Annotated in this window: 23 protein-coding genes and 1 tRNA gene; 14 read left to right on the top strand and 10 right to left on the bottom strand. The window is 71.7% G+C overall.

Annotated features, from left to right (window positions below):
* The first annotated feature begins 7 nt into the window (after window positions 1–7).
* A complete protein-coding gene (locus tag OG435_RS19375) occupies window positions 8–247 on the top strand; it encodes a hypothetical protein (protein ID WP_266878247.1) in 240 nt (79 codons plus the stop codon).
* 13 nt (window positions 248–260) lie between these two features.
* Here the strand turns inward: OG435_RS19375 and mscL are convergent, their stop codons facing one another.
* The 7 genes from mscL to OG435_RS19340 form a co-directional block, all read right to left on the bottom strand.
* A complete protein-coding gene (gene mscL, locus OG435_RS19370; RefSeq protein ID WP_266878245.1) occupies window positions 261–776 on the bottom strand; it encodes a large conductance mechanosensitive channel protein MscL in 516 nt (171 codons plus the stop codon).
* Between the two features lie 123 nt (window positions 777–899).
* A complete protein-coding gene (locus OG435_RS19365) occupies window positions 900–1,454 on the bottom strand; it encodes a hypothetical protein (RefSeq protein WP_266878243.1) in 555 nt (184 codons plus the stop codon).
* 134 nt (window positions 1,455–1,588) lie between these two features.
* On the bottom strand, window positions 1,589–2,497 hold the full coding sequence (pyrF, locus tag OG435_RS19360) for an orotidine-5'-phosphate decarboxylase (protein WP_266878241.1): 909 nt from the start codon (window positions 2,495–2,497) through the stop codon (window positions 1,589–1,591).
* A 20-nt stretch (window positions 2,498–2,517) separates the two neighbouring features.
* On the bottom strand, window positions 2,518–3,351 hold the full coding sequence (locus OG435_RS19355) for an S-methyl-5'-thioadenosine phosphorylase (RefSeq protein ID WP_266878240.1): 834 nt from the start codon (window positions 3,349–3,351) through the stop codon (window positions 2,518–2,520).
* 97 nt (window positions 3,352–3,448) lie between these two features.
* The gene (locus OG435_RS19350) at window positions 3,449–3,757 is read right to left on the bottom strand and encodes an FmdB family zinc ribbon protein (protein WP_266878239.1); all 309 of its coding nucleotides are present in this window, start codon (window positions 3,755–3,757) and stop codon (window positions 3,449–3,451) included.
* 67 nt (window positions 3,758–3,824) lie between these two features.
* Window positions 3,825–5,174, bottom strand: a complete 1,350-nt coding sequence (locus tag OG435_RS19345; protein ID WP_266878237.1) for an MFS transporter — start codon at window positions 5,172–5,174, stop codon at window positions 3,825–3,827.
* A gap of 365 nt (window positions 5,175–5,539) precedes the next feature.
* Window positions 5,540–7,132 (bottom strand): potassium/proton antiporter, encoded by a 1,593-nt coding sequence (locus tag OG435_RS19340; RefSeq protein ID WP_266878235.1) that lies wholly within the window; start codon window positions 7,130–7,132, stop codon window positions 5,540–5,542.
* A gap of 329 nt (window positions 7,133–7,461) precedes the next feature.
* On the opposite strand from OG435_RS19340, the gene OG435_RS19335 reads away from it, so the two are divergent.
* The gene (locus OG435_RS19335; RefSeq protein WP_266878233.1) at window positions 7,462–10,308 is read left to right on the top strand and encodes a penicillin acylase family protein; all 2,847 of its coding nucleotides are present in this window, start codon (window positions 7,462–7,464) and stop codon (window positions 10,306–10,308) included.
* A 36-nt stretch (window positions 10,309–10,344) separates the two neighbouring features.
* On the opposite strand, the gene OG435_RS19330 is transcribed toward OG435_RS19335, so the two are convergent.
* Window positions 10,345–10,965, bottom strand: a complete 621-nt coding sequence (locus tag OG435_RS19330; RefSeq protein ID WP_266878231.1) for a 5-formyltetrahydrofolate cyclo-ligase — start codon at window positions 10,963–10,965, stop codon at window positions 10,345–10,347.
* Between the two features lie 92 nt (window positions 10,966–11,057).
* Here OG435_RS19330 and galU point away from each other — a divergent pair, with 92 nt between their 5' ends.
* From galU to OG435_RS19295, 7 genes are all read left to right on the top strand, one after another.
* Entirely contained in the window at window positions 11,058–11,960 is a 903-nt protein-coding gene (galU, locus tag OG435_RS19325) for a UTP--glucose-1-phosphate uridylyltransferase GalU (RefSeq protein ID WP_266878229.1), read from the top strand.
* Window positions 11,961–11,964: 4 nt separating this feature from the next.
* Window positions 11,965–13,308 carry a molybdotransferase-like divisome protein Glp gene (gene glp / locus OG435_RS19320; protein ID WP_266878227.1) on the top strand — a complete coding sequence of 448 codons (1,344 nt, stop codon included), beginning with the start codon at window positions 11,965–11,967 and terminating at the stop codon, window positions 13,306–13,308.
* Window positions 13,309–13,381: 73 nt separating this feature from the next.
* Window positions 13,382–13,885, top strand: a complete 504-nt coding sequence (gene moaC / locus OG435_RS19315; RefSeq protein WP_243335354.1) for a cyclic pyranopterin monophosphate synthase MoaC — start codon at window positions 13,382–13,384, stop codon at window positions 13,883–13,885.
* Window positions 13,886–13,932: 47 nt separating this feature from the next.
* Window positions 13,933–14,466: a MogA/MoaB family molybdenum cofactor biosynthesis protein gene (locus OG435_RS19310; RefSeq protein ID WP_266881894.1), complete on the top strand. Its 534-nt coding sequence runs from the start codon at window positions 13,933–13,935 to the stop codon at window positions 14,464–14,466.
* A 17-nt stretch (window positions 14,467–14,483) separates the two neighbouring features.
* Window positions 14,484–15,113 (top strand): GNAT family N-acetyltransferase, encoded by a 630-nt coding sequence (locus tag OG435_RS19305; RefSeq protein ID WP_266878224.1) that lies wholly within the window; start codon window positions 14,484–14,486, stop codon window positions 15,111–15,113.
* Window positions 15,114–15,270: 157 nt separating this feature from the next.
* Window positions 15,271–16,281: a divisome protein SepX/GlpR gene (gene sepX / locus OG435_RS19300; RefSeq protein ID WP_266878222.1), complete on the top strand. Its 1,011-nt coding sequence runs from the start codon at window positions 15,271–15,273 to the stop codon at window positions 16,279–16,281.
* Window positions 16,282–16,359: 78 nt separating this feature from the next.
* Window positions 16,360–16,433: transfer RNA gene (locus OG435_RS19295), tRNA-Ala, on the top strand.
* A gap of 145 nt (window positions 16,434–16,578) precedes the next feature.
* Here the strand turns inward: OG435_RS19295 and OG435_RS19290 are convergent.
* Window positions 16,579–17,079, bottom strand: coding sequence for a GNAT family N-acetyltransferase (locus tag OG435_RS19290; protein ID WP_266878220.1), 501 nt, complete (start codon window positions 17,077–17,079; stop codon window positions 16,579–16,581).
* Between the two features lie 38 nt (window positions 17,080–17,117).
* On the opposite strand from OG435_RS19290, the gene OG435_RS19285 reads away from it, so the two are divergent.
* The gene (locus OG435_RS19285) at window positions 17,118–17,921 is read left to right on the top strand and encodes an exodeoxyribonuclease III (protein WP_266878218.1); all 804 of its coding nucleotides are present in this window, start codon (window positions 17,118–17,120) and stop codon (window positions 17,919–17,921) included.
* Here the strand turns inward: OG435_RS19285 and OG435_RS19280 are convergent.
* Window positions 17,903–18,568, bottom strand: a complete 666-nt coding sequence (locus OG435_RS19280) for a MerR family transcriptional regulator (protein WP_266881892.1) — start codon at window positions 18,566–18,568, stop codon at window positions 17,903–17,905. The genes OG435_RS19285 and OG435_RS19280 overlap by 19 nt on opposite strands.
* A 208-nt stretch (window positions 18,569–18,776) precedes the next feature.
* On the opposite strand from OG435_RS19280, the gene OG435_RS19275 reads away from it, so the two are divergent.
* The 4 genes from OG435_RS19275 to OG435_RS19260 all read left to right on the top strand — a co-directional run bounded on the left by OG435_RS19275 (window position 18,777) and on the right by OG435_RS19260 (window position 22,416).
* Window positions 18,777–20,342, top strand: coding sequence for a flavin-containing monooxygenase (locus tag OG435_RS19275; protein ID WP_266878217.1), 1,566 nt, complete (start codon window positions 18,777–18,779; stop codon window positions 20,340–20,342).
* A complete protein-coding gene (locus OG435_RS19270; protein WP_266878215.1) occupies window positions 20,339–21,298 on the top strand; it encodes an alpha/beta fold hydrolase in 960 nt (319 codons plus the stop codon). Before OG435_RS19275 ends, OG435_RS19270 begins: the two co-directional genes overlap by 4 nt.
* Window positions 21,295–22,179, top strand: coding sequence for an SDR family oxidoreductase (locus tag OG435_RS19265; protein ID WP_266878213.1), 885 nt, complete (start codon window positions 21,295–21,297; stop codon window positions 22,177–22,179). Before OG435_RS19270 ends, OG435_RS19265 begins: the two co-directional genes overlap by 4 nt.
* Before the next feature lie 78 nt (window positions 22,180–22,257).
* Entirely contained in the window at window positions 22,258–22,416 is a 159-nt protein-coding gene (locus tag OG435_RS19260; protein WP_266878211.1) for a hypothetical protein, read from the top strand.
* The last annotated feature ends 15 nt before the right edge of the window (window positions 22,417–22,431 follow it).

The following is a 22,431-nucleotide window of genomic DNA, read 5'->3' as shown; positions in this document are numbered from 1 at the left end:
TGGAGGCATGAGCGACGCCCCAGCCACCGACCCGCACGCCCCGAAGGCCCAGTCTGCGACGCCGTCCACGCCCCAGCCCGCGACGCAGCCGACGTCCCGGCCGAAGCCGCGCCTGGACTTCGGCGACCCGCTCGACCAGCAGTCCTCGGACGACACCGACCGGGGCTGGGGCGAACGGCCGCCCGCCAGCGGAAGCGCGGCCGACCTGGCCCGCTTCCTCGACGAGAAGCCTCCGCACCACGTCTGACCCGGGGTGCCGCCTAGAGCCGGGGCCCGGGGTCGCCGTACTGGCCGGGCTGGGCCCCGCCGTTCCCGCCGTTCGCACCGCGCTGGGCGACCAGGGCGTCGCGGATCTCCTTGAGGACCACCAGCTCGGTGATCTCCATGGTCTCCTGGACGCCTTCCTTCGCCTTGCGGCGCTGCTCCACCTTGGCGAGGTACTTCGCCATCGGCAGGACCATCAGGAAGTAGACGACCGCGGCGGTGATCAGGAAGCTGAGCGCCGCGTTCAGCACCGAGCCCCACATGATGTTCACGCCGACCGGCTCGCCCTTCGCGTCGACGCTGCAAGGACCCTTCAGGCACGAGGTGTAGGCGTCCAGGTTCTTCGTCCCGATGGCGCCGACCAGGGGGCCGATGATCCCCTTCACCACGGAGTTCACGATGTTCGTGAATGCGGCGCCGATGACCACGGCGACCGCCAGGTCCACCACGTTGCCGCGCATCAGGAAGGCCTTGAAGCCCGCCAGGACGCTCTCCTTCTTCTTCTCGCTCACTACTGAGCCTTTCTTCGTATCTGCCGAACACGGAGCCAACGGTTCCGAAAGCTACGGCAGTTTGGGTGAGTCGTGTCCAATCGACCCTCACCCCACGGTGACTTGACCGCACCTTCATACGATTCAACACAATGTCACCGCCAGTCGCGACACGGTCCCCGCGCCCACGAGGGCCCGCGCGGTGTCCCGGGGGACGGACAGCACCACCAGCGCCCCGCCGTCCCCAACACCCGGCTCCGGCGCGGGCACTTCGGTGACCCGTGCGCCCGCCGCCACCACCCGGGGCGGCCCGCCGCGCTCCGCGGCGACCACGTCCACCCGGTCCCCGGGCCGCAGCAGTCGCACCGTCGCCGCGTCCGCGATGCGCACCGGGGCCGACACCAGCCGCACCGCCGCCGGAGGGGGCTGCGCCGCGGGTGGTGACGAGCCCCGCGAGGCCCGCGCCTCGGTGCCGCCCACCGCCAGCACGGCCGCCACGACGGCCAGCCCGGCCGCGGCCCCGCGCCGCCGGCGCCGCACCGCCCTGCGCAGCCGGTCCCCTGCCCGCCCCACGCGGAGCGGGGCGAAGAGGGGAACGGAGCGCGCGGGGGGACACGGGACGGGGGAGGGGCGCACCGGGGTGTGGACGTGGGGTGCGGAGCGGGAGGGGATCGAGGGGACGCGGGCGTTCGCGGTCATGAAGGCCACCACCAGAGGGGATCCGAAGCCCGGACCCAGCGCCCGGACACCCCACACGATCCGCCGTCCCGCCGGATCCCGCCCGGACCTGTGGACCGTCCCCAGCTTGTGGATATCCCCGTCACCCGCGGGAGCTACCGGGGCCGCCCGCCCCCGATCAGCCGGAGCGCCGCCACCGGGTCCGCGGCCCGGGTCACCGACCGCCCCACCACGACGTGCGAGGCCCCGGCCGCGAAGGCCGCCCACGGGGTGTCGGCGCGGGCGTGCCCGCCCGTCCCCGCAGGCGGCTTCCCGCCCGGCAGCGTCACCCCCGGCAGGGTCACGCCCGGCGTGACGATCAGCCGGTCCGGACCTAGGCCGTCTCTTTCGGATCTTGCCGGGCCCGCGGCGCCTGGCACCGCGCCTGGCCGCACTGCCGAGGCGACCACGTACGCCCAGTACGCGAGCGCCCCGACAGCGCGCCCAGGCACAAAACCAGACGCCGCGGGCTCGGCCGACAAGATCCGAAAGAGACGACCCAGCAGCTTGCGCAGCGGCCCAGCCTCCCGGGGCGATCCGACGACTCCGTCGCATCCGGCCCCGGCCGCCAGCCGGGCCAGCCGCAGCACCTGCTCCTCGGTGCCCCCGCCGATCCCGATGTCGGCGAGGTCGCTCCCGGTCGTGCTCGTGACCACCGTCAGCGCGAGCACCCGGAGCCCGGGGAACTCCCGGGCGGCGTCCACGGCGGCCGTCATGATGCCCGTACCGCCCATGGAGTGCACGGTCACCACGGACGCGCCCAGGGAGCCCGCGGCGCGGACGGCGCCGGCCACGGAGTTCGGGATCTCGAAGAGCTTCAGGTCGAGGAAGACCTCGTGACCCTGATCGACCAGCCCGCGCACGAGGTCCGGCCCGGCGGCGGTCAGCAGCTCCAGCCCGACCTTGTAGAAGCCGCAGGCGCCCCCGAGGCGTGCCACGAGGGCCTCGGCGGCGGAGCGGTCGTCGAAGTCGAGGGCGACGATGACCCGGGGGGCGGCGGGACCGTTCACGGTGGTGTCGTTCACCGGGCCGGCGTTCCGGACGGCTACGGCAGCTCGATGCCCAGGTCCCAGCCGTCGTGGGCGTGGGTGCACAGGCAGGCGCGGGATTCCGTCGGCGGCAGGGCGGCCACCGCGTCGAAGAGGACCTCGCGCAGTCGCCCGACGTTCTCGCCGAAGACCTTGAGGACCTCGGTGTGGGAGACCCCCTCGCCCGTCTCCGCGCCCGCGTCCAGGTCCGTGACCAGCGCCATCGAGGTGTAGCAGAGCCCCAGCTCGCGCGCGAGGACCGCCTCGGGGTGCCCCGTCATGCCGACCACCGACCAGCCGGCCGCGGCGTGCCACCGCGATTCGGCGCGGGTGGAGAAGCGCGGCCCCTCGATGACGACCATGGTGCCGCCGTCCACGGGCTCCCACTCCCGCCCGCGCGCCGCCGCCAGGGCCACCGAGCGGCCCACCGGGCAGTACGGGTCGGCGAAGGTGGTGTGCACGACGTTGGGGACCGAGCCGTCCGGCAGCGGCTCCCCGTCGAAGAAGGTCTGGGCGCGGGACTTCGTACGGTCGACCAGCTGGTCGGGGACGAGCAGCGTGCCCGGGCCGTACTCGGAGCGCAGGCCGCCCACGGCGCAGGGGCCCAGCACCTGGCGGACGCCCACGGAACGCAGCGCCCACAGGTTGGCCCGGTAGTTGATCTTGTGCGGGGGCACGGTGTGGCTGCGGCCGTGCCGGGGCAGGAAGGCCACGGTCCGGCCGGCCAGCTCGCCGAGGTAGAGGGAGTCGCTGGGGGGTCCGTAGGGCGTCTCGACCTGGATCTCGGAGACGTCCTCCAGGAAGGAGTAGAAGCCCGATCCGCCGATGACACCGATCTCTGCATTCGCCATGCGGCCAGCCTAACGGGGCATGCCGAAGGCCCCGCTGTCCGTGGGGACGACAGGGCCTCGGGTGAAGCTGTTGCAGCCGGTGGAGCCTTGGAGCGCGTCAGGCGGCGGACGTGCTCGACGACGACGAGGAGGTCGAGGTCGAGGACGAAGACGTCGTCGAGGACGACGCGGCCGGGGCGGCGGCGGGCGTCGACGCGGGCTTCGAGGCAGGGGTGCTGCTCGACGAAGCGCCACGGCTGTCGTTCCGGTAGAAACCGGAGCCCTTGAAGACGATGCCGACCGCGGAGAACACCTTCTTCAGGCGTCCGTCACAGCTCGGGCACACGGTCAGTGCGTCATCGGTGAACTTCTGCACGGCCTCAAGGCCCTCACCGCACTCGGTGCACTGGTACTGGTAGGTCGGCACGAATTTCCTCCTGGCACTCTGACTCAATGAGTGCTAACGACGCTCCATGGTGACGTATTCCGGCGGATCAGTCCACCGTCACCGGCACGCGGTGACCCAGACCACGCTCGTTCACACCCGCGGCGGGTGCCGCGGAGGTGGTCTGAGCGGTCTGGACGGCCGGCTTGGACGAGCTGACGATCCGGCTCGGGGCCTTCGGGGCCAGCTTCGCACGCAGCGCCAGCAGGATGGTCAGCGCGAGCGCGGTGGCCACCATCGGCACGAGGAACCCGTACGAGGACCCGTGCGCGTCCGTCAGACGGCCGGCCAGGATCACGGCGCCGGCCTGCCCGAAGGCGACGCCACCGGTGAGCCAGGTGAAGGCCTCGGTCCGCGAGGCAGCCGGGATCAGCTTCTCGATCATGGTGTATCCGGTGATCAGCGCCGGGGCGATGCACAGTCCGACGACCAGGCCGAGCGCACCCAGCACGATCATCGAGTTCGCGGCCCACAGGACCGAGGCGGCCGCGGTGAGGCCGATGTAGCCGAGGATCAGGCGGCGGCGCGGGCCGATCTTCCAGGCGATGGCGCCGCAGGCGATGCCGGCGATCATGTTGCCCGCGGCGAAGACGCCGTAGAGCAGACCGTTGGCTCCCGGGTTGCCGATCTCCTCGGTGAAGGCGGCGAGCGAGACCTGCATGCCGCCGAAGACGGCGCCGATGCCGATGAAGGCGACGATCAGGACGCGCAGGCCGTGGAACGACAGGGCCGGGGCGTGCTTCTCACCGTGCGCCGGGCGGGCGACGGGCCCCGGCTGCGTGGCGCGCTGGGCGGCGAAGAGCAGGCCGCCGATCAGGGTCAGCGCGGCCTCGGTGACCAGACCGGCCGCCGGGTTGATGCCGGTGCACAGCGCGGTGGCGAGCACCGGGCCGACGACGAAGGTGAACTCGTCGGTGACGGACTCGAACGCGGCGGCCGTCGGCAGCAGCGGGGAGCCCTCGAGCTTGGCCGCCCAGCGGGACCGGACCATGGGTCCGACCTGCGGGACGGATGCACCGGCGGGGACGGCCGCCAGTGCGAGCGCCCAGACGGGCGCCCCCAGCAGCGCGAACGCCACCAGGGAGCTGACGGCGGTGGCGTGTACGAGGGCCACCGGGACCAGGACGGCGCTCTGGCCGTGGCGGTCGATGAGCTTGCCCATGACCGGGGCGAACACGGCCATGGAGACACCGGTGAAGGCGGCGACGATGCCGGCGCTTCCGTAGGAACCGGTGGTGTGCTGGACGAGCAGCAGGATGCTGATCGTCAGCATGCCGAAGGGGAGTCGCGCGGCGAATCCCGGGAGAACGAAGCCGAGGGCGCCGGGCGTGCGCAGGAGCTGCCCGTAGCCGGGTCGGGTGGACTGGGCGGACTTGTCGGTCGTGACCGCGGATGTCACGGCCTGGCCTTTCCGCTGCCTGGTAGAACTCCCCGTCTGCGGACGATGCCCCGCTTCGTGAGCGGTGACACCCGTACATGTGGGAGGCCCGAGAGCTGTCCTCTTGCGCAGAACCGAGTGATACCTGGGCGCCCACTGCGGGAGGGTGCCACGGCCGCTTTGCGGTCGCGCCAGCTCTGCGTCAGGCAGAGTTGGTTCGATGTGTTGTTCCTTAATCGTACAGGCAGATCGCCCGATACGCCCTGTGATTCGGGCTACAGGGCGTGTCTTCACCTGCGATTAACTGGAACTTCGCATTCAAGCCCCGCCTAAACAGGGGTGAATGCGGACAGGAGTCATCGAAAATGCAGAATTAGAGCGACGCTCTAACCCTTCCCAGAGCTCTTCCCGGAGCTCTTCTCGGAACCCTTCCCGGAGCCCATCCCACTGCCCTTCCCGCCGCTCTTCCCGGAGCGCTTCGCTGAGCCCTTGCCCGCGCTCCTGGCCTTCCCGGCCGAGCCCCCCTCGCCTTCCCCGCCGGTCCCCAGCCAGCCCGCCAGCTTGCCGCCCCGGGCCACCGCTCGCAGCCGCGCCTCGGCCGTGTCCCGTACCGGGTCCGTGGCCACCACCAGCAGCTCGTCCCCGCGCCGCAGCACGGTCGACGGCGCCGGTACGAAGCTGCGCGCGTCCCGTACGACCAGCGTCACGGAAGCCCCCGGCGGCAGCCGCAGCTCGCTCACCTCGACCCCGTGCATCCGCGAGGCGGGCGGGATCGCGAAGGACAGCAGGTGTCCGCGCAGCTTCTCCAGCGGCGCCGACTCGATCCCGAGGTCCGAGGCGGTCTCGTCGCTGTTGCCCAGCTTCAGCTTGCGCGCGAGCCAGGGCAGGGTCGGGCCCTGGACCAGGGTGTAGACGACGACCAGGACGAAGACGATGTTGAAGACCCGCTCGCTGCCCTCGATCCCGGACACCATGGGGATGGTCGCCAGGATGATGGGCACGGCCCCGCGCAGGCCCGCCCAGGACATGAGCGCCTGCTCTTGCCAGGGCAGCCGGAAGGGCAGCAGCGAGACGAAGACCTCCAGCGGCCGGGCCACCATCGTCAGCACCAGCCCGATGATCACCGCCGGCCAGAAGTCGTGGACCAGCTCGTGCGGGGTGACCAGCAGGCCCAGCAGCACGAACATGCCGATCTGGGCGATCCAGCCGAGCCCGTCCGCGAATCCGCGGGTGGCGGGCCAGTGGGGGAGCTTCGCGTTCCCGAGCACCATCGCCGCCAGGTACACCGCGAGGAAGCCGGAGCCGTGCGCCATCGCGCCGGCCGCGTACGCGGTGATCGCGATGGCCATCACCGCGATCGGGTAGAGGCCCGAGGCGGGCAGCGCCACGTGCCGCAGCCCGTACGAGCCCAGGAAGCCCACCGCCAGGCCGATGGCGACGCCGATCGCCAGCTCCAGCGCGATCTTGCCTATGAGGACGTACCACTGGTCGACCGGTCCGACGGTCGCGAAGGCCACGACCAGGATGACGACGGGGGCGTCGTTGAAGCCGGACTCGGCCTCCAGCACACCCGTGATCCGGGAGGGGAGCGGGACCTTGCGCAGGACCGAGAAGACGGCCGCCGCGTCGGTCGAGGAGACGACCGCACCGATCAGCAGGGCCTGCCGCCATTCGAGTCCGACCAGGTAGTGCGCGCCCGCCGCGGTCACGCTCACGCTGACGGCGACGCCGACCAGCGACAGCACGATCGCGGCCGGCAGGGCCGGCTTGATCTCTTTCCACTTGGTGCCCAGACCGCCCTCGGCGAGGATCACGACGAGCGCGGCATAGCCGATCACCTGGGTCAGCTCGGCGTTGTCGAACACGACGTTGCCGATGCCGTCCTGGCCTATCGCGATGCCTATGCCGAGGTAGATGAGCAGGCTGGGGAGGCCGCTGCGCGAAGAGACGCGCACCGCCGCCACGGCGACGAGCAGCACGAGCGAGCAGACCAGCAGGAGCTCATTGAGCGTGTGGACAGTCAGCGGGCGGCCCTTTCCTCGACGTGCCTGACGATGACGGAACGGGGGACCGGCCGACGATGGGTCGACGGATCGTTCCGGCAGGGGCACGGACGGCAAGTACTTCGTTACCTTACCTAATCTTTGACGCGCCCTTTACTTGATAGCCACATTGTGAAACGCCTGCGGGCCTCTGTCCTCATGACCTGTCGTCATGAGCTCGACCCCTGGCGGATCAACGCACCCGGTCCTGCGCCTATGGTTGCTCCCAGCACTCCCAGGACCACCCTGCCCCTCTAAGGACAGCGATGCCCGCCAACGAAACCGCCCCTTCCGTCAAGAAGAAGGGACGACGCGCCCGTCTGATCGTGCTCGTCCTGGTCCTGGCGCTCTTCGCTGGCCTCGGGTACGGGGCGTACTGGAGCGTGGACAGCGTGCGGGCCTCGTTCCCGCAGACCACCGGCTCCCTGAAGGTGCCCGGCCTGACCGGGACCGTCGACGTCAAGCGCGACGCCAACGGAATTCCCCAGCTGTACGCCGACTCCGACGAGGACCTCTTCCGCGCGCAGGGCTTCGTGCACGCGCAGGACCGGTTCTGGGAGATGGACGTACGCCGCCACATGACCTCCGGACGGCTCTCCGAGATGTTCGGCGCCGGCCAGGTCGAGACGGACGCCTTCCTGCGCACGCTCGGCTGGCGCCAGGTCGCGCAGCAGGAGTACGACACCAAGCTGTCGGCCGACACCAAGAAGTACCTGCAGGCCTACGCCGACGGGGTCAACGCGTACCTGAAGGACAAGTCCGGCAAGGACCTCTCCGTCGAGCACGCCGCCCTCAAGCTCAGCGGCGACTACAAGCCCGAGCAGTGGACCCCGGTCGACTCGGTGGCCTGGCTCAAGGCGATGGCCTGGGACCTGCGCGGCAACATGCAGGACGAGATCGACCGCGCGCTGATGACGGGCAAGCTCTCGCAGGCGCAGATCAACGACCTCTACCCGCCGTACCCCTTCGACCGGAACCGTCCGATCGTCGAGGGCGGCACCGTCAAGGGCGGCAAGTACACCCCCGCGGCCGGTCCCGGCTCCGGCAGCCCGGTGGGCTCCCCCACCGGCGGGCAGGGCGGCACGAACGGCTCCCAGGTCTCCACGGGCACCACCGGTGAGACCGGGCTGGCCGGCAACGTCACCGCCCAGGGCGCCACCGTGGGCCTGCGCACCTCGCTCGGCGCGCTGGCCGACACCCTCGACACGATCCCCGCGATCCTCGGCCCCTCCGGCAGCGGCATCGGCTCGAACTCCTGGGTCGTCGCCGGCAAGTACACGACCACCGGAAAGCCGCTGCTCGCGAACGACCCGCACCTCTCCCCGCAGCTGCCCTCGGTCTGGTACCAGATGGGCCTGCACTGCCGGGCGGCCTCGCCCTCGTGCCAGTACGACGTGGCCGGCTACACCTTCTCCGGCATGCCGGGCGTGGTCATAGGCCACAACGCCGACATCGCCTGGGGCATGACCAACCTCGGCGCCGACGTCACCGACCTCTACCTGGAGCAGGTCAAGCCCGAGGGCTACGTCTACGACGGCAAGACGCTCCCCTTCACCACCCGCGAAGAGGTCATCAAGATCGCCGGCGGCGGTGAGAAGAAGATCACCGTCCGGTCCACCAACAACGGACCGCTGATCTCCGACCGCAGCGACGAGATCGCCACGGTCGGCTCCCGCGCCCCCGTGAGCAGCGCCGCCCCCGACCGCGGCAACGGCTACGGGGTCTCCCTGCGCTGGACCGCGCTGGACCCGGGCAAGTCGATGGACGCGGTCTTCAAGCTCAACCGGGCCAAGAACTTCCAGGAGTTCCGCACCGCGGCCCGCGACTTCGAGGTCCCCTCGCAGAACCTGATCTACGCGGACAACAAGGGCGCCAACGGCAACATCGGCTACCAGGCCCCCGGCCGCATCCCGGTGCGCACCACCGGCGACGGCAAGATGCCCGCCCCCGGCTGGGACTCCAAGTACGCCTGGAAGGGCGGCAAGGACGGCAATGCCGGCTACGTCCCGCAGGACGAGATGCCGTGGGCGTACAACCCGGACCGCGGGTTCATCGTGACCGCGAACCAGGCCGTCACCGAGACCGGCACGGGCGCCGGCAAGTACCCGCACCTGCTGACCACCGACTGGGGCTACGGAGCCCGCAGCCAGCGGATCAACGACCTCATCGAGGCGAAGATCAAGGACAGCGGGAAGATCTCCACCGACGACATGCGCACCATGCAGATGGACAACAGCAGCGAGATCTCCGCGCTGCTGACCCCGATGCTGGCAAAGATCGACGTCTCGGACCCGGCCGTCCGCTCCGCGCAGAAGCTGCTGGAGGGCTGGAACTACACCCAGGAGCCCGACTCGGCGGCCGCCGCGTACTTCAACGCGGTCTGGCGCAACATCCTCAAGCTGGCCTTCGGCGACAAGATGCCCAAGGAGCTGCGGGTCGAGGGCAGCTGCATGAACGTCCCCGAGCAGACCACCGGCCCGGCCGACGACCTCGCCAAGATGGTCCGCGAATGCGGTGAGCGCGCCTCCGACTCGGCGCAGCCGGACGGCGGTGACCGCTGGTTCGAGGTGGTGCGCCGCCTGGTCAAGGACGAGGACTCGGCGTGGTGGCAGTCGCCGGCCGTCGGCCGCACCGTGGCCGCCACCACCACCCGCGACCAGCTCTTCGCGCGGGCCATGAAGGACGCCCGCTGGGAGCTGACCGCCAAGCTCGGCAAGGACCAGTCGACCTGGAGCTGGGGCCGCATGCACCAGCTGATGCTGAAGAACCAGACGATCGGCACCGAGGGCCCCGGCTACCTGCAGTGGCTCCTCAACCGCGGCCCCTGGAACCTGGGCGGCGGCGAGGCCACCGTCAACGCCACCGGCTGGAACGCCTCCAGCGGGTACGGGGTCACCTGGGTGCCGTCGATGCGGATGGTCGTGAACCTCGCCGACTTCGACAAGTCCCGCTGGATCAACCTGACGGGCGCCTCGGGGCACGCGTACCACGACCACTACACGGACCAGACCTCGCTGTGGGCCAAGGGCGAACTGCTGGACTGGTCCTTCGGGAAGGGCGCCGTGGACAAGGCCACGGTCGACACCCTGACCCTCCAGCCCGAGGGTTCCTGACCGTAGGACCCATAGGACCCATAGGACCCATAGGGCCTATAGGGCGTCAGAGCTGAAGCGGAGCACCCCCGACGGGGTGGCCACCGCGCGTACGGGGTGGTCGTGCGGTTCCTCCGGGACCCGCGCGACCACCTCGTCGTCGTAGAGGAGCACGACCAGCGCGGGATCCGCCCCGGCGCGCTCCAGCCGCTCCAGGACCCGGTCGTACGAGCCTCCGCCCCGTCCGAGCCGCATCCCCCGCCGGTCCACGGCCAGTCCGGGCAGCAGGACGGCGTCGGCGCCGGTCACCGCGTCCGGCCCGAGACGGGGACCGGCGGGCTCCAGGAGCCGCATCTTCCCCAGGTGCGCGGCCTCGGCCAGGCTCTCCGGGCCTTCGTACGCGGCCCAGTCGAGGTCGTTGTCGGGCAGCAGGACGGGCAGCAGCACGCGGGCGCCGGCCGCCCGGAGGGCGTCGAGCAGCTCGCGGGTGCCGGGTTCGGAGCCGATGGAGACGTAGGCGGCCACGGTGTGGGCGGAGCTGAGTTCGGGTAGTCGCAAGGCGGTGCGGGCGAGGGCGCCGGCCGCCGTGCGCAGAGTGTCGGCGGACAAGGCGCGGCGGGCCGCGAGGAGTTCCCGGCGCAAGTCCGCCTTGGCCCTCGACGGCTGGTTCTCTGTCACGGTTGGCTCGTATCACTTTCTATCGGGGTATACCTGATCATGTTCATCTGAAACTCACGTGGCCCTCATCAGGAGCGACTATCGTTCCGCCCATGACTCAGTTGCACCCCGTGATCAAGAAGGCCGTCATCCCGGCCGCGGGCCTCGGCACTCGGTTCCTTCCCGCGACCAAGGCGACACCCAAGGAAATGCTTCCCGTGGTGGACAAGCCGGCCATTCAATACGTCGTCGAGGAGGCCGTGTCGGCCGGCCTCGACGACATCCTCATGATCACGGGTCGTAACAAGCGCGCCCTGGAAGACCACTTCGACCGCAACTACGAGCTGGAGTCGGCGCTCATCGCCAAGGGCGACGACGACAAGCTCAAGAAGGTCCAGGAGTCCAGCGACCTGGCCACCATGCACTACGTCCGCCAGGGCGACCCCCGGGGCCTGGGCCACGCCGTGCTGTGCGCCGAGCCGCACGTCGGCGACGAGCCCTTCGCCGTCCTCCTCGGCGACGACCTCATCGACCCCCGCGACCCGCTGCTGCGCCGGATGACGGAGGTCCAGCAGAGGGCCGGCGGCACCGTCGTCGCGCTGATGGAGGTCGACCCCTCGCAGGTGCACCTCTACGGCTGCGCCGCGGTCGAGCCCACCGGCGAGGCGGACGTGGTCCGCATCACCGGTCTCGTGGAGAAGCCGGACGCCGCGGACGCGCCCAGCAATTACGCGGTCATCGGACGGTACGTACTCGATCCGGCGATCTTCGGCATACTGCGTGAGACCGAGCCGGGCCGCGGCAATGAGATCCAGCTGACCGACGCCCTGCAGAAGCTGGCCGCGGACGAGACCGTCGGCGGCCCGGTGCACGGCGTGGTCTTCCGGGGCCGGCGCTACGACACCGGGGACCGCGGGGACTACCTGCGGGCCATCGTCCGACTCGCGTGCGAGCGTGAGGACCTGGGCCCGGAGTTCCGCGCCTGGCTTCACCATTACGTCACGGAGGAGATGTAGGACCTTGAGCAAGCCCGACGCACCGCAGGACACAGGCTCCCAGCGCCTCTGGTCGGTGGACGAGCACCTGGCGGACGTCCTCGGCACCGTCCGGCCGCTGGAGCCCATCGAGCTCCAGCTGCTGGACGCCCAGGGCTGCGTCCTGGTCGAGGACGTCACCGTGCCCGTCGCCCTGCCGCCCTTCGACAACAGCTCGATGGACGGGTACGCCGTCCGGACCGCCGATGTCCAGGGGGCCAGCGAGGAGTTCCCGGCGGTGCTGACGGTTATCGGGGACGTGGCGGCCGGCAGCGGAGAGCTGCCGACCGTGGGCCCCGGCCAGGCCGCCCGCATCATGACCGGCGCCCCGCTGCCCCCCGGTGCGGAAGCCGTCGTACCGGTCGAGTGGACCGACGGCGGCACGGGAGGCGGAGCCGCCTCCGGGATGACCCCCGCCAGCGAGGCGCCCGAGGGCGCCGCGGGCGAGGTACGGGTCCACCGCCCGGCGGAGGCGCGTGCGCACGTCCGCTCGCGCGGCAGCGACGTACAGGCCGGGGACCTCGCGCTCGCCACGGGCACGGTCCTCGGGCCGCCGCAGATCGCCCTGCTGGCCGCCATCGGGCGGGGCACCGTACGGGTGCGTCCGCGCCCGCGCGTGGTCGTCCTGTCCACCGGCAGCGAGCTGGTCCAGCCCGGTGAGGCCCTGGCGCCCGGCACGATCTACGACTCCAACAGCTTCGCCCTGGCCGCCGCCGCGCGGGACGCCGGGGCCATCGCCTACCGGGTCGGAGCCGTCGCCGACGACGCCGACACCCTGCGCTCCACCATCGAGGACCAGCTCATCCGGGCCGACCTGCTCGTCACCACGGGCGGGGTCAGCGTCGGCGCGTACGACGTGGTCAAGGAGGCCCTGACGGCCGTCGCCACCGGGGACGACGAGGTCGACGGCGCGGGGATCGACTTCCGCAAGCTCGCCATGCAGCCCGGCAAGCCCCAGGGCTTCGGCACCATCGGCCCCGACCACACCCCGCTGCTGGCCCTGCCCGGCAACCCGGTCTCCTCCTACGTCTCCTTCGAGCTGTTCGTGCGCCCCGCGATCCGCGCCCTCATGGGCCTGCCCGCCTCCGAGGTCAGCCGGCCGAGCGTGCGCGCGGTGCTCGAGGCGGACAAGGCGATCGGCTCCCCGGCCGGCCGCCGCCAGTTCCTGCGCGGCAAGTACGACGCGGTCAGCGGCACGGTCAGCCCGGTCGGCGGAGCGGGCTCGCACCTGATCGCCGCGCTGGCGCACGCCGACTCGCTGATGGTCGTGCCGGAGGACGTGACCTCGGTGGAGCCCGGGGCCGAGCTGGAAGTGGTCCTGCTCGGCTGAGGCCGGGCCGATGCGGGTAGCGTGTTGCACCACACAGGCCCTTGCGGGGCCCGGACGGGAGCGGCACGCACACATGAGTACGCAAAGCAGCGCCGGCGGCGCCGCCGGCACCAGGCTGACGCACATCGACGAGGCCGGCGCGGCCCGGATGGTCGACGTCTCGGCGAAGGACGTCACCACCCGGACGGCGCGGGCCAGCGGCCGCGTGCTCGTCTCCCCCCGGGTCATCGAACTGCTGCGGGGCGAGGGCGTGCCCAAGGGCGACGCCCTCGCCACCGCGCGGATCGCCGGGATCATGGGGGCGAAGAAGACCCCCGACCTGATCCCGCTGTGCCACCCGCTGGCCGTCTCCGGGGTGAAGGTGGACCTGAAGGTCACCGACGACGCCGTCGAGATCCTCGCCACCGTCAAGACCACCGACCGTACGGGCGTCGAGATGGAGGCGCTGACCGCCGTCGCGGTCGCCGGGCTCACCGTCATCGACATGGTCAAGGCCGTCGACAAGGGCGCGGTCATCACCGACGTGCGGGTCGAGGAGAAGACGGGCGGCAAGTCCGGCGACTGGGCGCGCTCGTGAACGCCCCGCGCGGCGGCGAGGTCCACAGCCACGCCCACGCCCCGGAGGTGCGGCCGGTGGCTGCCACGGCCCCCGCGCTGCGCGCGCTGGTGGTCACGGCCTCGAACCGGGCCTCGAAGGGCGTATACGCGGACAAGGGCGGCCCGGTGCTCGCCGAGGGCCTGAGCGCGCTCGGCTTCGCGGTGGACGGCCCGCGCGTGGTCCCCGACGGGGACCCCGTGGAGGCGGCCCTGCGCGAGGGCGTGGCCGCCGGATACGACGTCATCCTGACCACCGGCGGCACCGGCATCTCGCCGACCGACCGCACCCCCGACGCCACCGCCCGGGTCCTGGACTACGAGATCCCGGGCATCCCGCAGGCGATCCGCGCGGAGTCCCTGGCGACGGTGCCCACCGCGGCCCTGTCCCGGGGCCTGGCGGGCGTGGCCGGACACACCCTGATCGTGAACCTTCCCGGTTCCACCGGCGGGGTCCGCGACGGGATCGCGGTCCTGTCCCGCGTCCTGCTGCACGCCGTCGACCAGATCCGCGGCGGCGACCACCCTCGTCCCGAGGGCAGACCTCCGGGGAGCGCGAGCTGAACGGCCCCTCCTGGCCGGTGGTGCTGGCGGACGGCGATGTCACGCTCCGGCCGATAAAGCTGCGGGACCAGGCCGCCTGGCGCGAGGTCAACCGCCGCAACCGCGACTGGCTGCGGCCCTGGGAGGCGACGATCCCGCCGCCGGCGCCCTGGGGGCCGGTGATCCAGCGGCCGACGTACCGCCAGATGGTGCGCCACCTGAGGGCGGAGGCGAACGCGGGGCGGATGCTGCCGTTCGTCATCGAGTACCAGGGGCGTCTGGTGGGCCAGTTGACGGTCGCGGGGATCACCTGGGGCTCGATGTGCGCGGGCCACGTGGGCTACTGGGTGGACCGGGACGTGGCGGGCCGCGGGGTGATGCCGACGGCGGTCGCGCTGGCGGTGGACCACTGCTTCACCAAGGTCGGGCTGCACCGGATCGAGGTGTGCATCCGCCCGGAGAACGGTCCGAGCCGGCGGGTGGTGGAGAAGCTCGGCTTCCGCGAGGAGGGACTGCGCCCGCGGTACCTGCACATCGACGGGGCCTGGCGCGATCACCTCGTGTACGCGCTGACGGCGGAGGAAGCGCGCGAGGGCCTGCTGCGCCGCTGGCACCGCGAACGCCATCCGCACGGTCCCGCCGAGCAGGGCAAGTCGCCCGGACAATAGAAATCCGATATCTGTTCGAATTCTTTCGTCCAATGACCGATTCGCCCATAACCTGATCCGAAGAATCACAAAAAAAGTCCGTGATATCAGCGAGATCGTGCGACACGCCGTCCCAATTGGCGGATCCGCCCGGCCGCGCCCCTCTACGGTGTGGGGTGTGAGCAGCAGCGGCCTCATCTACGCAGTCATTGTCGGGGCCTGGGCCGCCTACTTGGTGCCCATGTGGCTCCGGAGGCAGGACGAGCTGAACGAAGCCCGTCCGACGGAACGCTTCTCCACCGCCATCCGGCTGCTTTCCGGCCGGGCGGGAATGGAGCGCCGTTACGCCAAGGGGCTGCGTGAGCGCGGTGACGAGGAGGCGCGGCCCCAGCACCCCGCGGACCCGGACGACGCGACGGAAACGGTGAAATCCGTGGACGCCGCCGACGCCCGGGCCGTCGTCGTGCCCCCGCCGACCCGCGCCGAGCCCAGATCCGCCGCCTCCGAGCGGGCCGACCGCGTGGAGCGGGCCCGCCGCGAACAGCGACTCGTCGTCCTGGCCCGCCGCAGGCGCACCACCGCGCTGCTCTTCCTGATCTTCACCCTCGGTGCGGTCGCCGCTGCCGTCGGCGGGCTCCAGTACCTGTGGGCCCCGGCCGTCCCCGCCCTGCTGCTGAGCACGTACATCGTGCACCTGCGGGTCCAGGAGCGACGCCGCTACGAGTTCACCATGGACCGGCGCCGCGCCGAGGCGGCCGCCCGCCACCTGCGCGAGAACCGCCCGCGCCGCCGGGAGTCCGAGGCGTCGGCGGGCTCCGACCCGGACCCCGCGCCACCCGTCTCCCCGCAGGAGGCCGGCCGGCGCGCCCTGGTCGAGCAGACCGACCACGCGGAGTGGGTGGACCAGCAGCGCGAACGCGAGCGCGGCCCCGCCCGAGGTGACAGCTGGGAGCCCGTCCCGGTGCCGCTGCCCACGTACGTGACGGCCCCGGTCGCCCCGCGCGCCACCGGCCCGGCGACCCCGGACCCCTGGAGCGCGACCCGCTCCAGCACGGCCGAGCCGACGGAACCCCGCCTGCGCGCCCAGCCGTCCACCCCGTCGCCCCGCCCCCGCCCGCGCGACGCGGCCCGTACCCCCCTCTTCGACCAGTACGAGGGCGACGAACGCCCGCGCGCCGCGAACGAGTGATCGATGACCTGCGCGGACGCTCCCCGAATCCGGTTTTGGAGCACCCGCGAGGGGATGCTAATGTTTCACACGTCGCAAGGGCCTGTGGCGCAGTCTGGTAGCGCACCTCGTTCGCATCGAGGGGGTCTGGGGTTCAAATCCCCACAGGTCCACAAACGACAGTTCACGGGTTGCTCCCGGGAACGTCACGAGATCCCGTCCGGTCGGAAGACCGGGCGGGATCTTTTGCGTTCGGGCCCGAGTTGGGGCCGGAGCCGGGCGCGGGATGGGGTCGGTCCGCGCCCGGCTCGGGTTCCGCTATGACGGGTTCAGCGGCTTTGTCATGCAGCGGCTGGAGTCGTGGAAGCGGTAGTGGCCGAACTTGGCGTTCGTCAGGGTGTAGCCCTCGGAGAGGTAGAGGGCGATGGCCTCGGGCTGCTGGTCGCCGGTTTCCAGGGCCATGCGCAGGCGGCCGGCCGCGCGGGCGTCCGCTTCCAGGGCGGCGAGGATGCGGCGGGCCAGGCCCAGGCCGCGGGCCTCGGGGATCACGTACATGCGCTTCAGCTCGGCGTCGCCGTCGGCGTAGCCCTCGTCGTTCGCCTCGTGGCCACGCCAGCCGCCGCTGGCGACCGGTGCGCCCGAAGCGTCGTAGGCGAGGAGGTAGAGGCCCCTCGGCGGTTCGAACATCGCCGGGTCGAGGAAGGTTTCGTCGCCCTCGCCCTCGTAGCGCTCCTGGTATTCGATCTGTACTTGGTCGTTGAGCTTGACCGCGTCCGGGTGGTCGTACGACACGGCGCGGAGCTGGATCTCCTGAGACATCGGAACAGCGTACGGAACGCTCCGGCTATCGTGCAGGGATGTTCTCTGTGACCTCTGTGAATGTGAACGGAATCCGCGCCGCCGCCAAGAAGGGGTTCTCCCCGTGGCTCGCCGGGTCGGACGCCGACGTCGTCTGCCTGCAGGAAGTGCGGGCCGAGGAGGGGCAGATTCCGGACGAGGTCCGGGCGCCCGAGGGGTGGCACACCGTGTTCGCGCCGGCCGCCGCCAAGGGGCGGGCCGGGGTCGCGGTGTACTCGCGGCGGGAGCCGGAGCGGGTGCAGGTCGGCTTCGGGAGTGACGAGTTCGACACCAGCGGGCGGTACCTGGAGATCGACCTGCCCGGTGTGACCGTCGCCAGCCTCTACCTGCCCTCCGGGGAGGCGGGCACCGAGAAGCAGGACGAGAAGTACCGGTTCATGGGCGAGTTCCTCGGCTACCTGAAGGAGCTCAGGGCGCGGGCGGCCGCGGACGGGCGGGAGGTCGTCGTCTGCGGCGACTGGAACATCTGTCACCAGGAAGCCGACCTGAAGAACTGGAAGACCAACCGGAAGAACGCGGGCTTCCTGCCCGAGGAACGCGAGTGGCTCGGGCAGGTGTACGACGCCGCCGGGTACGTGGACGTGGTGCGCAGCCTGCACCCGGACACCGAGGGGCCGTACTCCTGGTGGTCCTACCGCGGGCGGGCCTTCGACAACGACGCCGGCTGGCGGATCGACCTGCAGGTGGCCACGCCGGGGCTGGCGGCCAAGGCCGTCAAGGCGTTCGTGGAGCGGGCCGAGACGCACCCGGAGCGGTGGTCCGACCACGCGCCCGTGACGGTGGTCTACGAGCTCGGCGTCTGAGAGGGCCCCGGCGCCGGCGGGCGCAGGCGGTCCATGGCCATCGTGAGCTCCGCCTCGACCACGCTCTTGGCCAGCGGGCGCAGGCGCGTGACGGCCTCCTCCGAGATGTGGGCGGAGATGAGCTCCGCGAACAGGGCCGCCATCGCGTCGGCGTGCTCGCGCACCCGGCGGCCCGTCTCCAGGACGTCCGCGAGCGGTACGCCCTCGCGGACCAGGGCCGAGGAGACGTCCAGGAGCCGGCGGCTGACGTGGACGATCTCCTCGCCGTCGGCGACGAGGTAGCCCAGGTCGAGCGAGGCCGCCAGGTTCTCCGGGGTGACCTCGCCCTCGAAGTGGTCCGCGAGGGCCTCGGGCGTCAGCCGGACCGGGGTCTCCTCCGACCAGCCGATGCCGAGCAGCTCACCCAGCTGGCCCACGTCGCGGCCGTTCTCGAAGGCGACGGTCAGCTCGGCTATCCCGCCGAGGGTGTGGCCGCGCTCCAGCAGGGCGGCGATGGTGCGCAGCCGGGCCAGGTGATGGTCGTCGTACCAGGCGATGCGGCCCTCGCGGCGGGGCGGCGGCAGGAGCTTGCGCTCACGGTAGAAGCGCAGGGTGCGTACGGGTATGCCGGCGGCCTCGGCCAGCTCTTCCGTGCGGTATTCGCGCACTGTGGTCCCTGCTTCTGTGGCGTGGGTGGGTGGCGCCGCGTCCTGCGTCGCATTGTGCGGCACGTGCGCAGCCTAGGGCGTACTCCCGGTAACTTTCCCGGCGCGACCCCTACCCATGAGTACGGAGCTGCTCTACCCTCCCGATTGTGCCAGTGATTGCTGGCAGCATCCGAATGGGCGTTGGCATCGGCATCCGAAGGTGGCTGGCATGGGCGGTGGCATGGACGGGCGCGAGCGGGAACGAGAGCAGGGGCGCGAGCACGTACGCGTGGCGGTGATCGGATCCGGGTTCGGCGGGCTGGGCGCCGCGGTGCGGCTGCGGCGCGAGGGGATCACGGACTTCGTCGTCCTGGAGCGCGCCGACTCCGTCGGCGGCACCTGGCGGGACAACAACTACCCCGGGTGCGCCTGCGACGTGCCCTCCCATCTGTATTCGTTCTCCTTCGCCCCCAATCCCGACTGGCCCCGCACCTTCTCCGGGCAGCCCGCGATCAGGGAGTACCTGGAGCACGTGGCCGACACCTTCGGGCTGCGCCGGCACATCCGGCTGAACCACGAGGTCCGGATGATGCGCTGGGACGCGGACGCGATGCGGTGGGAGATAGAGACCGCGGGCGGGGACCTCACCGCCGACGTGGTCGTCTCCGCCACCGGGCCGCTGTCGGACCCGAAGATGCCGGAGATCCCCGGACTGGCCGGCTTCCCCGGCAAGGTCTTCCACTCGGCTCGCTGGGACCACGACTACGACCTGCGCGGCAAGCGCGTCGCCATGATCGGTACGGGCGCCTCCGCCATCCAGATCGTGCCCGCCATCGCCCCCGAGGTGGAGCGGCTCACCCTCTTCCAGCGCACCCCGCCGTGGGTGATGCCGCGCACCGACCGGGCGATCACCTCGGTGGAGCGCTGGCTGCACCGCCAGCTCCCCTTCACCCGGGCGGCCCGCCGCGGGCTGCTGTGGGGGATCCGGGAGCTCCAGGTCAGCGCCTTCACCAAGCGGCCGAACCAGCTCGGGCTGATCGAGTCCCTCGCCAAGGCGAACATGGCGCGCTCGATCAAGGACCCGGAGCTGCGGGCCAAGCTGACGCCGTCGTACCGCATCGGCTGCAAGCGGATCCTGCTCTCCAGCGAGTACTACCCGGCGCTGGCCCGGCCCGACGTGGACCTCGTGGCCTCCGGGCTCAAGGAGATCCGGGGGTCGGTGCTGGTGGCGGCCGACGGGACCGAGACCGAGGTGGACGCGATCGTCTTCGGCACCGGCTTCCACGTCACGGACATGCCGATCGCCGACCGGGTGGTGGGCCTGGACGGCAAGACCCTCGCGGAGGTCTGGAAGGACGGGATGCAGTCCCTGCGCGGGGCCACCGCCGCGGGCTTCCCGAACTGGATGACGATCATCGGCCCGAACACCGGGCTCGGGAACAGCTCGATGATCCTGATGATCGAGTCGCAGCTGAACTACATGGCGGACTACATGCGCCAGCTGGGCGTCCTGGGAGGGAAGGTGGCCCTCGCCGCCCGGCCCTCCGCCGTCAACGCCTGGAACCGGCAGGTCCAGACCCGGATGGAGCGGACGGTGTGGAACACCGGCGGCTGCACCAGCTGGTACCTGGACGCGCAGGGCCGCAACACCACGGTCTGGCCGGGCACCACCGGGGAGTTCCGCAAGGAGACCCTGGGCGTGGACCTGAGCGAGTACGAGGTCGTACGGGGCCGCGAGCGCGAGCGGGTCCCGGTGGCCGGTGGGGCCGAAGCGGCGCAGGAGGGGGCCGCGTGAGCCGCCTGACGCACGTGACCGCGGGGGCGTACGCCCCGCCGGCGGCCCGCCGCGAGCTGGTCGCCACCTCCGCCGACGGTGCGCGCCTGCACGTGGAGGTGCACGGTGAGGACGGAGCCCCGGCCGTCGTGCTCGCGCACGGCTGGACCTGTTCGACCGCCTTCTGGGCCGCGCAGATACGGGCCCTGTCCACCGGACACCGGGTCATCGCCTACGACCAGCGGGGCCACGGCCGCAGCCCCGCCGGTGTCCGCTCCGGCTACGGCACCGACGCCCTCGCCGACGACCTGGTCGCGGTCCTGGGGGCCACCCTCGCCCCCGGCGAGAAGGCCGTCGTCGCGGGCCACTCCATGGGCGGGATGACGGTCATGGCCGCCGCCGCCCGGCCGGAGTTCGCCGAGCACGCCGCGGCCGCGCTGCTGTGCAGCACGGGCAGCGGCCGGCTGGTCGCGGAGGCGGAGGTCCTGCCGTGGCGCGCGGGCCGCGCGAGGACCCGTATCACCGGGGCGGTCCTGGGATCCCGGGCCCCGCTCGGGCCCGTCACCCCCGTCGCCCGCAAGGTGCTGAGGTACGCCACGATGGGTCCCGGCTCCGCGCCCGACAAGGTCGAGGCCTGCGCGCGGATCGTGCACGCCTGCCCCACCTCCGTGCGGCACGCCTGGTCCGGGGTGCTGGCCGCGCTGGACCTCGACGCACAGCTGGCCGCGCTCACCGTGCCCACCGCCGTCATCGGCGGCAAGAGCGACCGGCTGACGCCGATCGTGCACGCCCGGGGGCTGGCGGCGGCGCTGCCGAACTGCGTCGGACTCACCGAGCTGACCGGGGTCGGGCACATGAGCCCGATCGAGGCCCCGGAGGCCGTCACGGCCGCCGTGCGCGAGCTCGTCGAGGCGTACATCGGCTCCACCGTCAGCCGCTCCGACACCAACCGTCCCGCGAAGGAGAAGACCGCGTGAGTGCCCGTAGGAGTCTGGAAGGCCAGGTCGCCGTCGTCACGGGGGCCGCGCGCGGGGTCGGCGAACTGCTCGCCCGCAAACTGTCCGCCCGCGGCGCGAAGGTGGCCCTCGTGGGCCTGGAGCCCGAGGCCCTCAAGGAGGTCTCCGAGCGGCTGCACACCGACAGCGACCACTGGTACGCCGACGTCACCGACCACGAGGCCATGGCCCGGGTCGCGCAGGAGGTCAAGCAGCGGTTCGGCAAGGTGGACATAGTCGTCGCCAACGCCGGCGTCGCCTCCGGCGGGCCCTTCGCCGACTCCGACCCCGACGCCTGGCGCCGGGTCATCGAGGTCAACCTGATCGGCGGCGCCGTCACCGCCCGGGCCTTCCTGCCCGTGCTGATGGAGAGCCGCGGGTACTTCCTGCAGATCGCCTCCCTCGCGGCGATCACCCCGGCGCCGATGATGACGGCCTACTGCGCCTCCAAGTCCGGGGTCGAGGCCTTCGCGCACTGCCTGCGCTCCGAGGTCGGCTACAAGGGGGTCAAGGTGGGCGTCGGCTACCTGTCCTGGACCGACACCGACATGGTGCGCGGCGCCGACCAGGACGAGGTCATGCGCGAGCTGCGCCAGCGGCTGCCGTGGCCGTCGAACCGGACGTACCCGCTGGGGCCGGCCGTCGACCGGATCGTCGCGGGCATCGAGCGGCGCTCCGCGCACGTGTACGCGCAGTGGTGGCTGCGGGGCATGCAGGGGGTCCGCGGGTACCTGCCCGGGATCATCTCGGCAGTCGGACAGCGCGAGATGAAGCGGTTCGAACCGCGACTGGCGAGCGTTTCCACGGGACTTGTGGGAGCCGGCGGGGCCGCGGACGAGCAGGAGCGCAGCAAGAGCCGCTGACCGGAATGCGCCGGATGTCCACCTGGGCGAGACTGGTCGCGTTCCCCTTACCGACCACCGCTGCAGGAGTGAGGACACATGGGCATCAGGGACCAGTTCCAGGACAAGGCCAAGGAACTCGCGGAGCGGGCGAAGGCCTCCGGCCAGCAGGACGAGGCGTCCGAGCGCGCCTCGCAGGCCGCCGACCAGGCCAAGGACAAGGCCCGCGACGCTTTCGATGACAATTTCGACAAGTAGCGACAAGTAGCGGTA

This window comes from Streptomyces sp. NBC_01264, assembly GCF_026340675.1.
Classification (GTDB): domain Bacteria; phylum Actinomycetota; class Actinomycetes; order Streptomycetales; family Streptomycetaceae; genus Streptomyces.
This window is presented reverse-complemented; position numbering and strand designations above follow the sequence as displayed.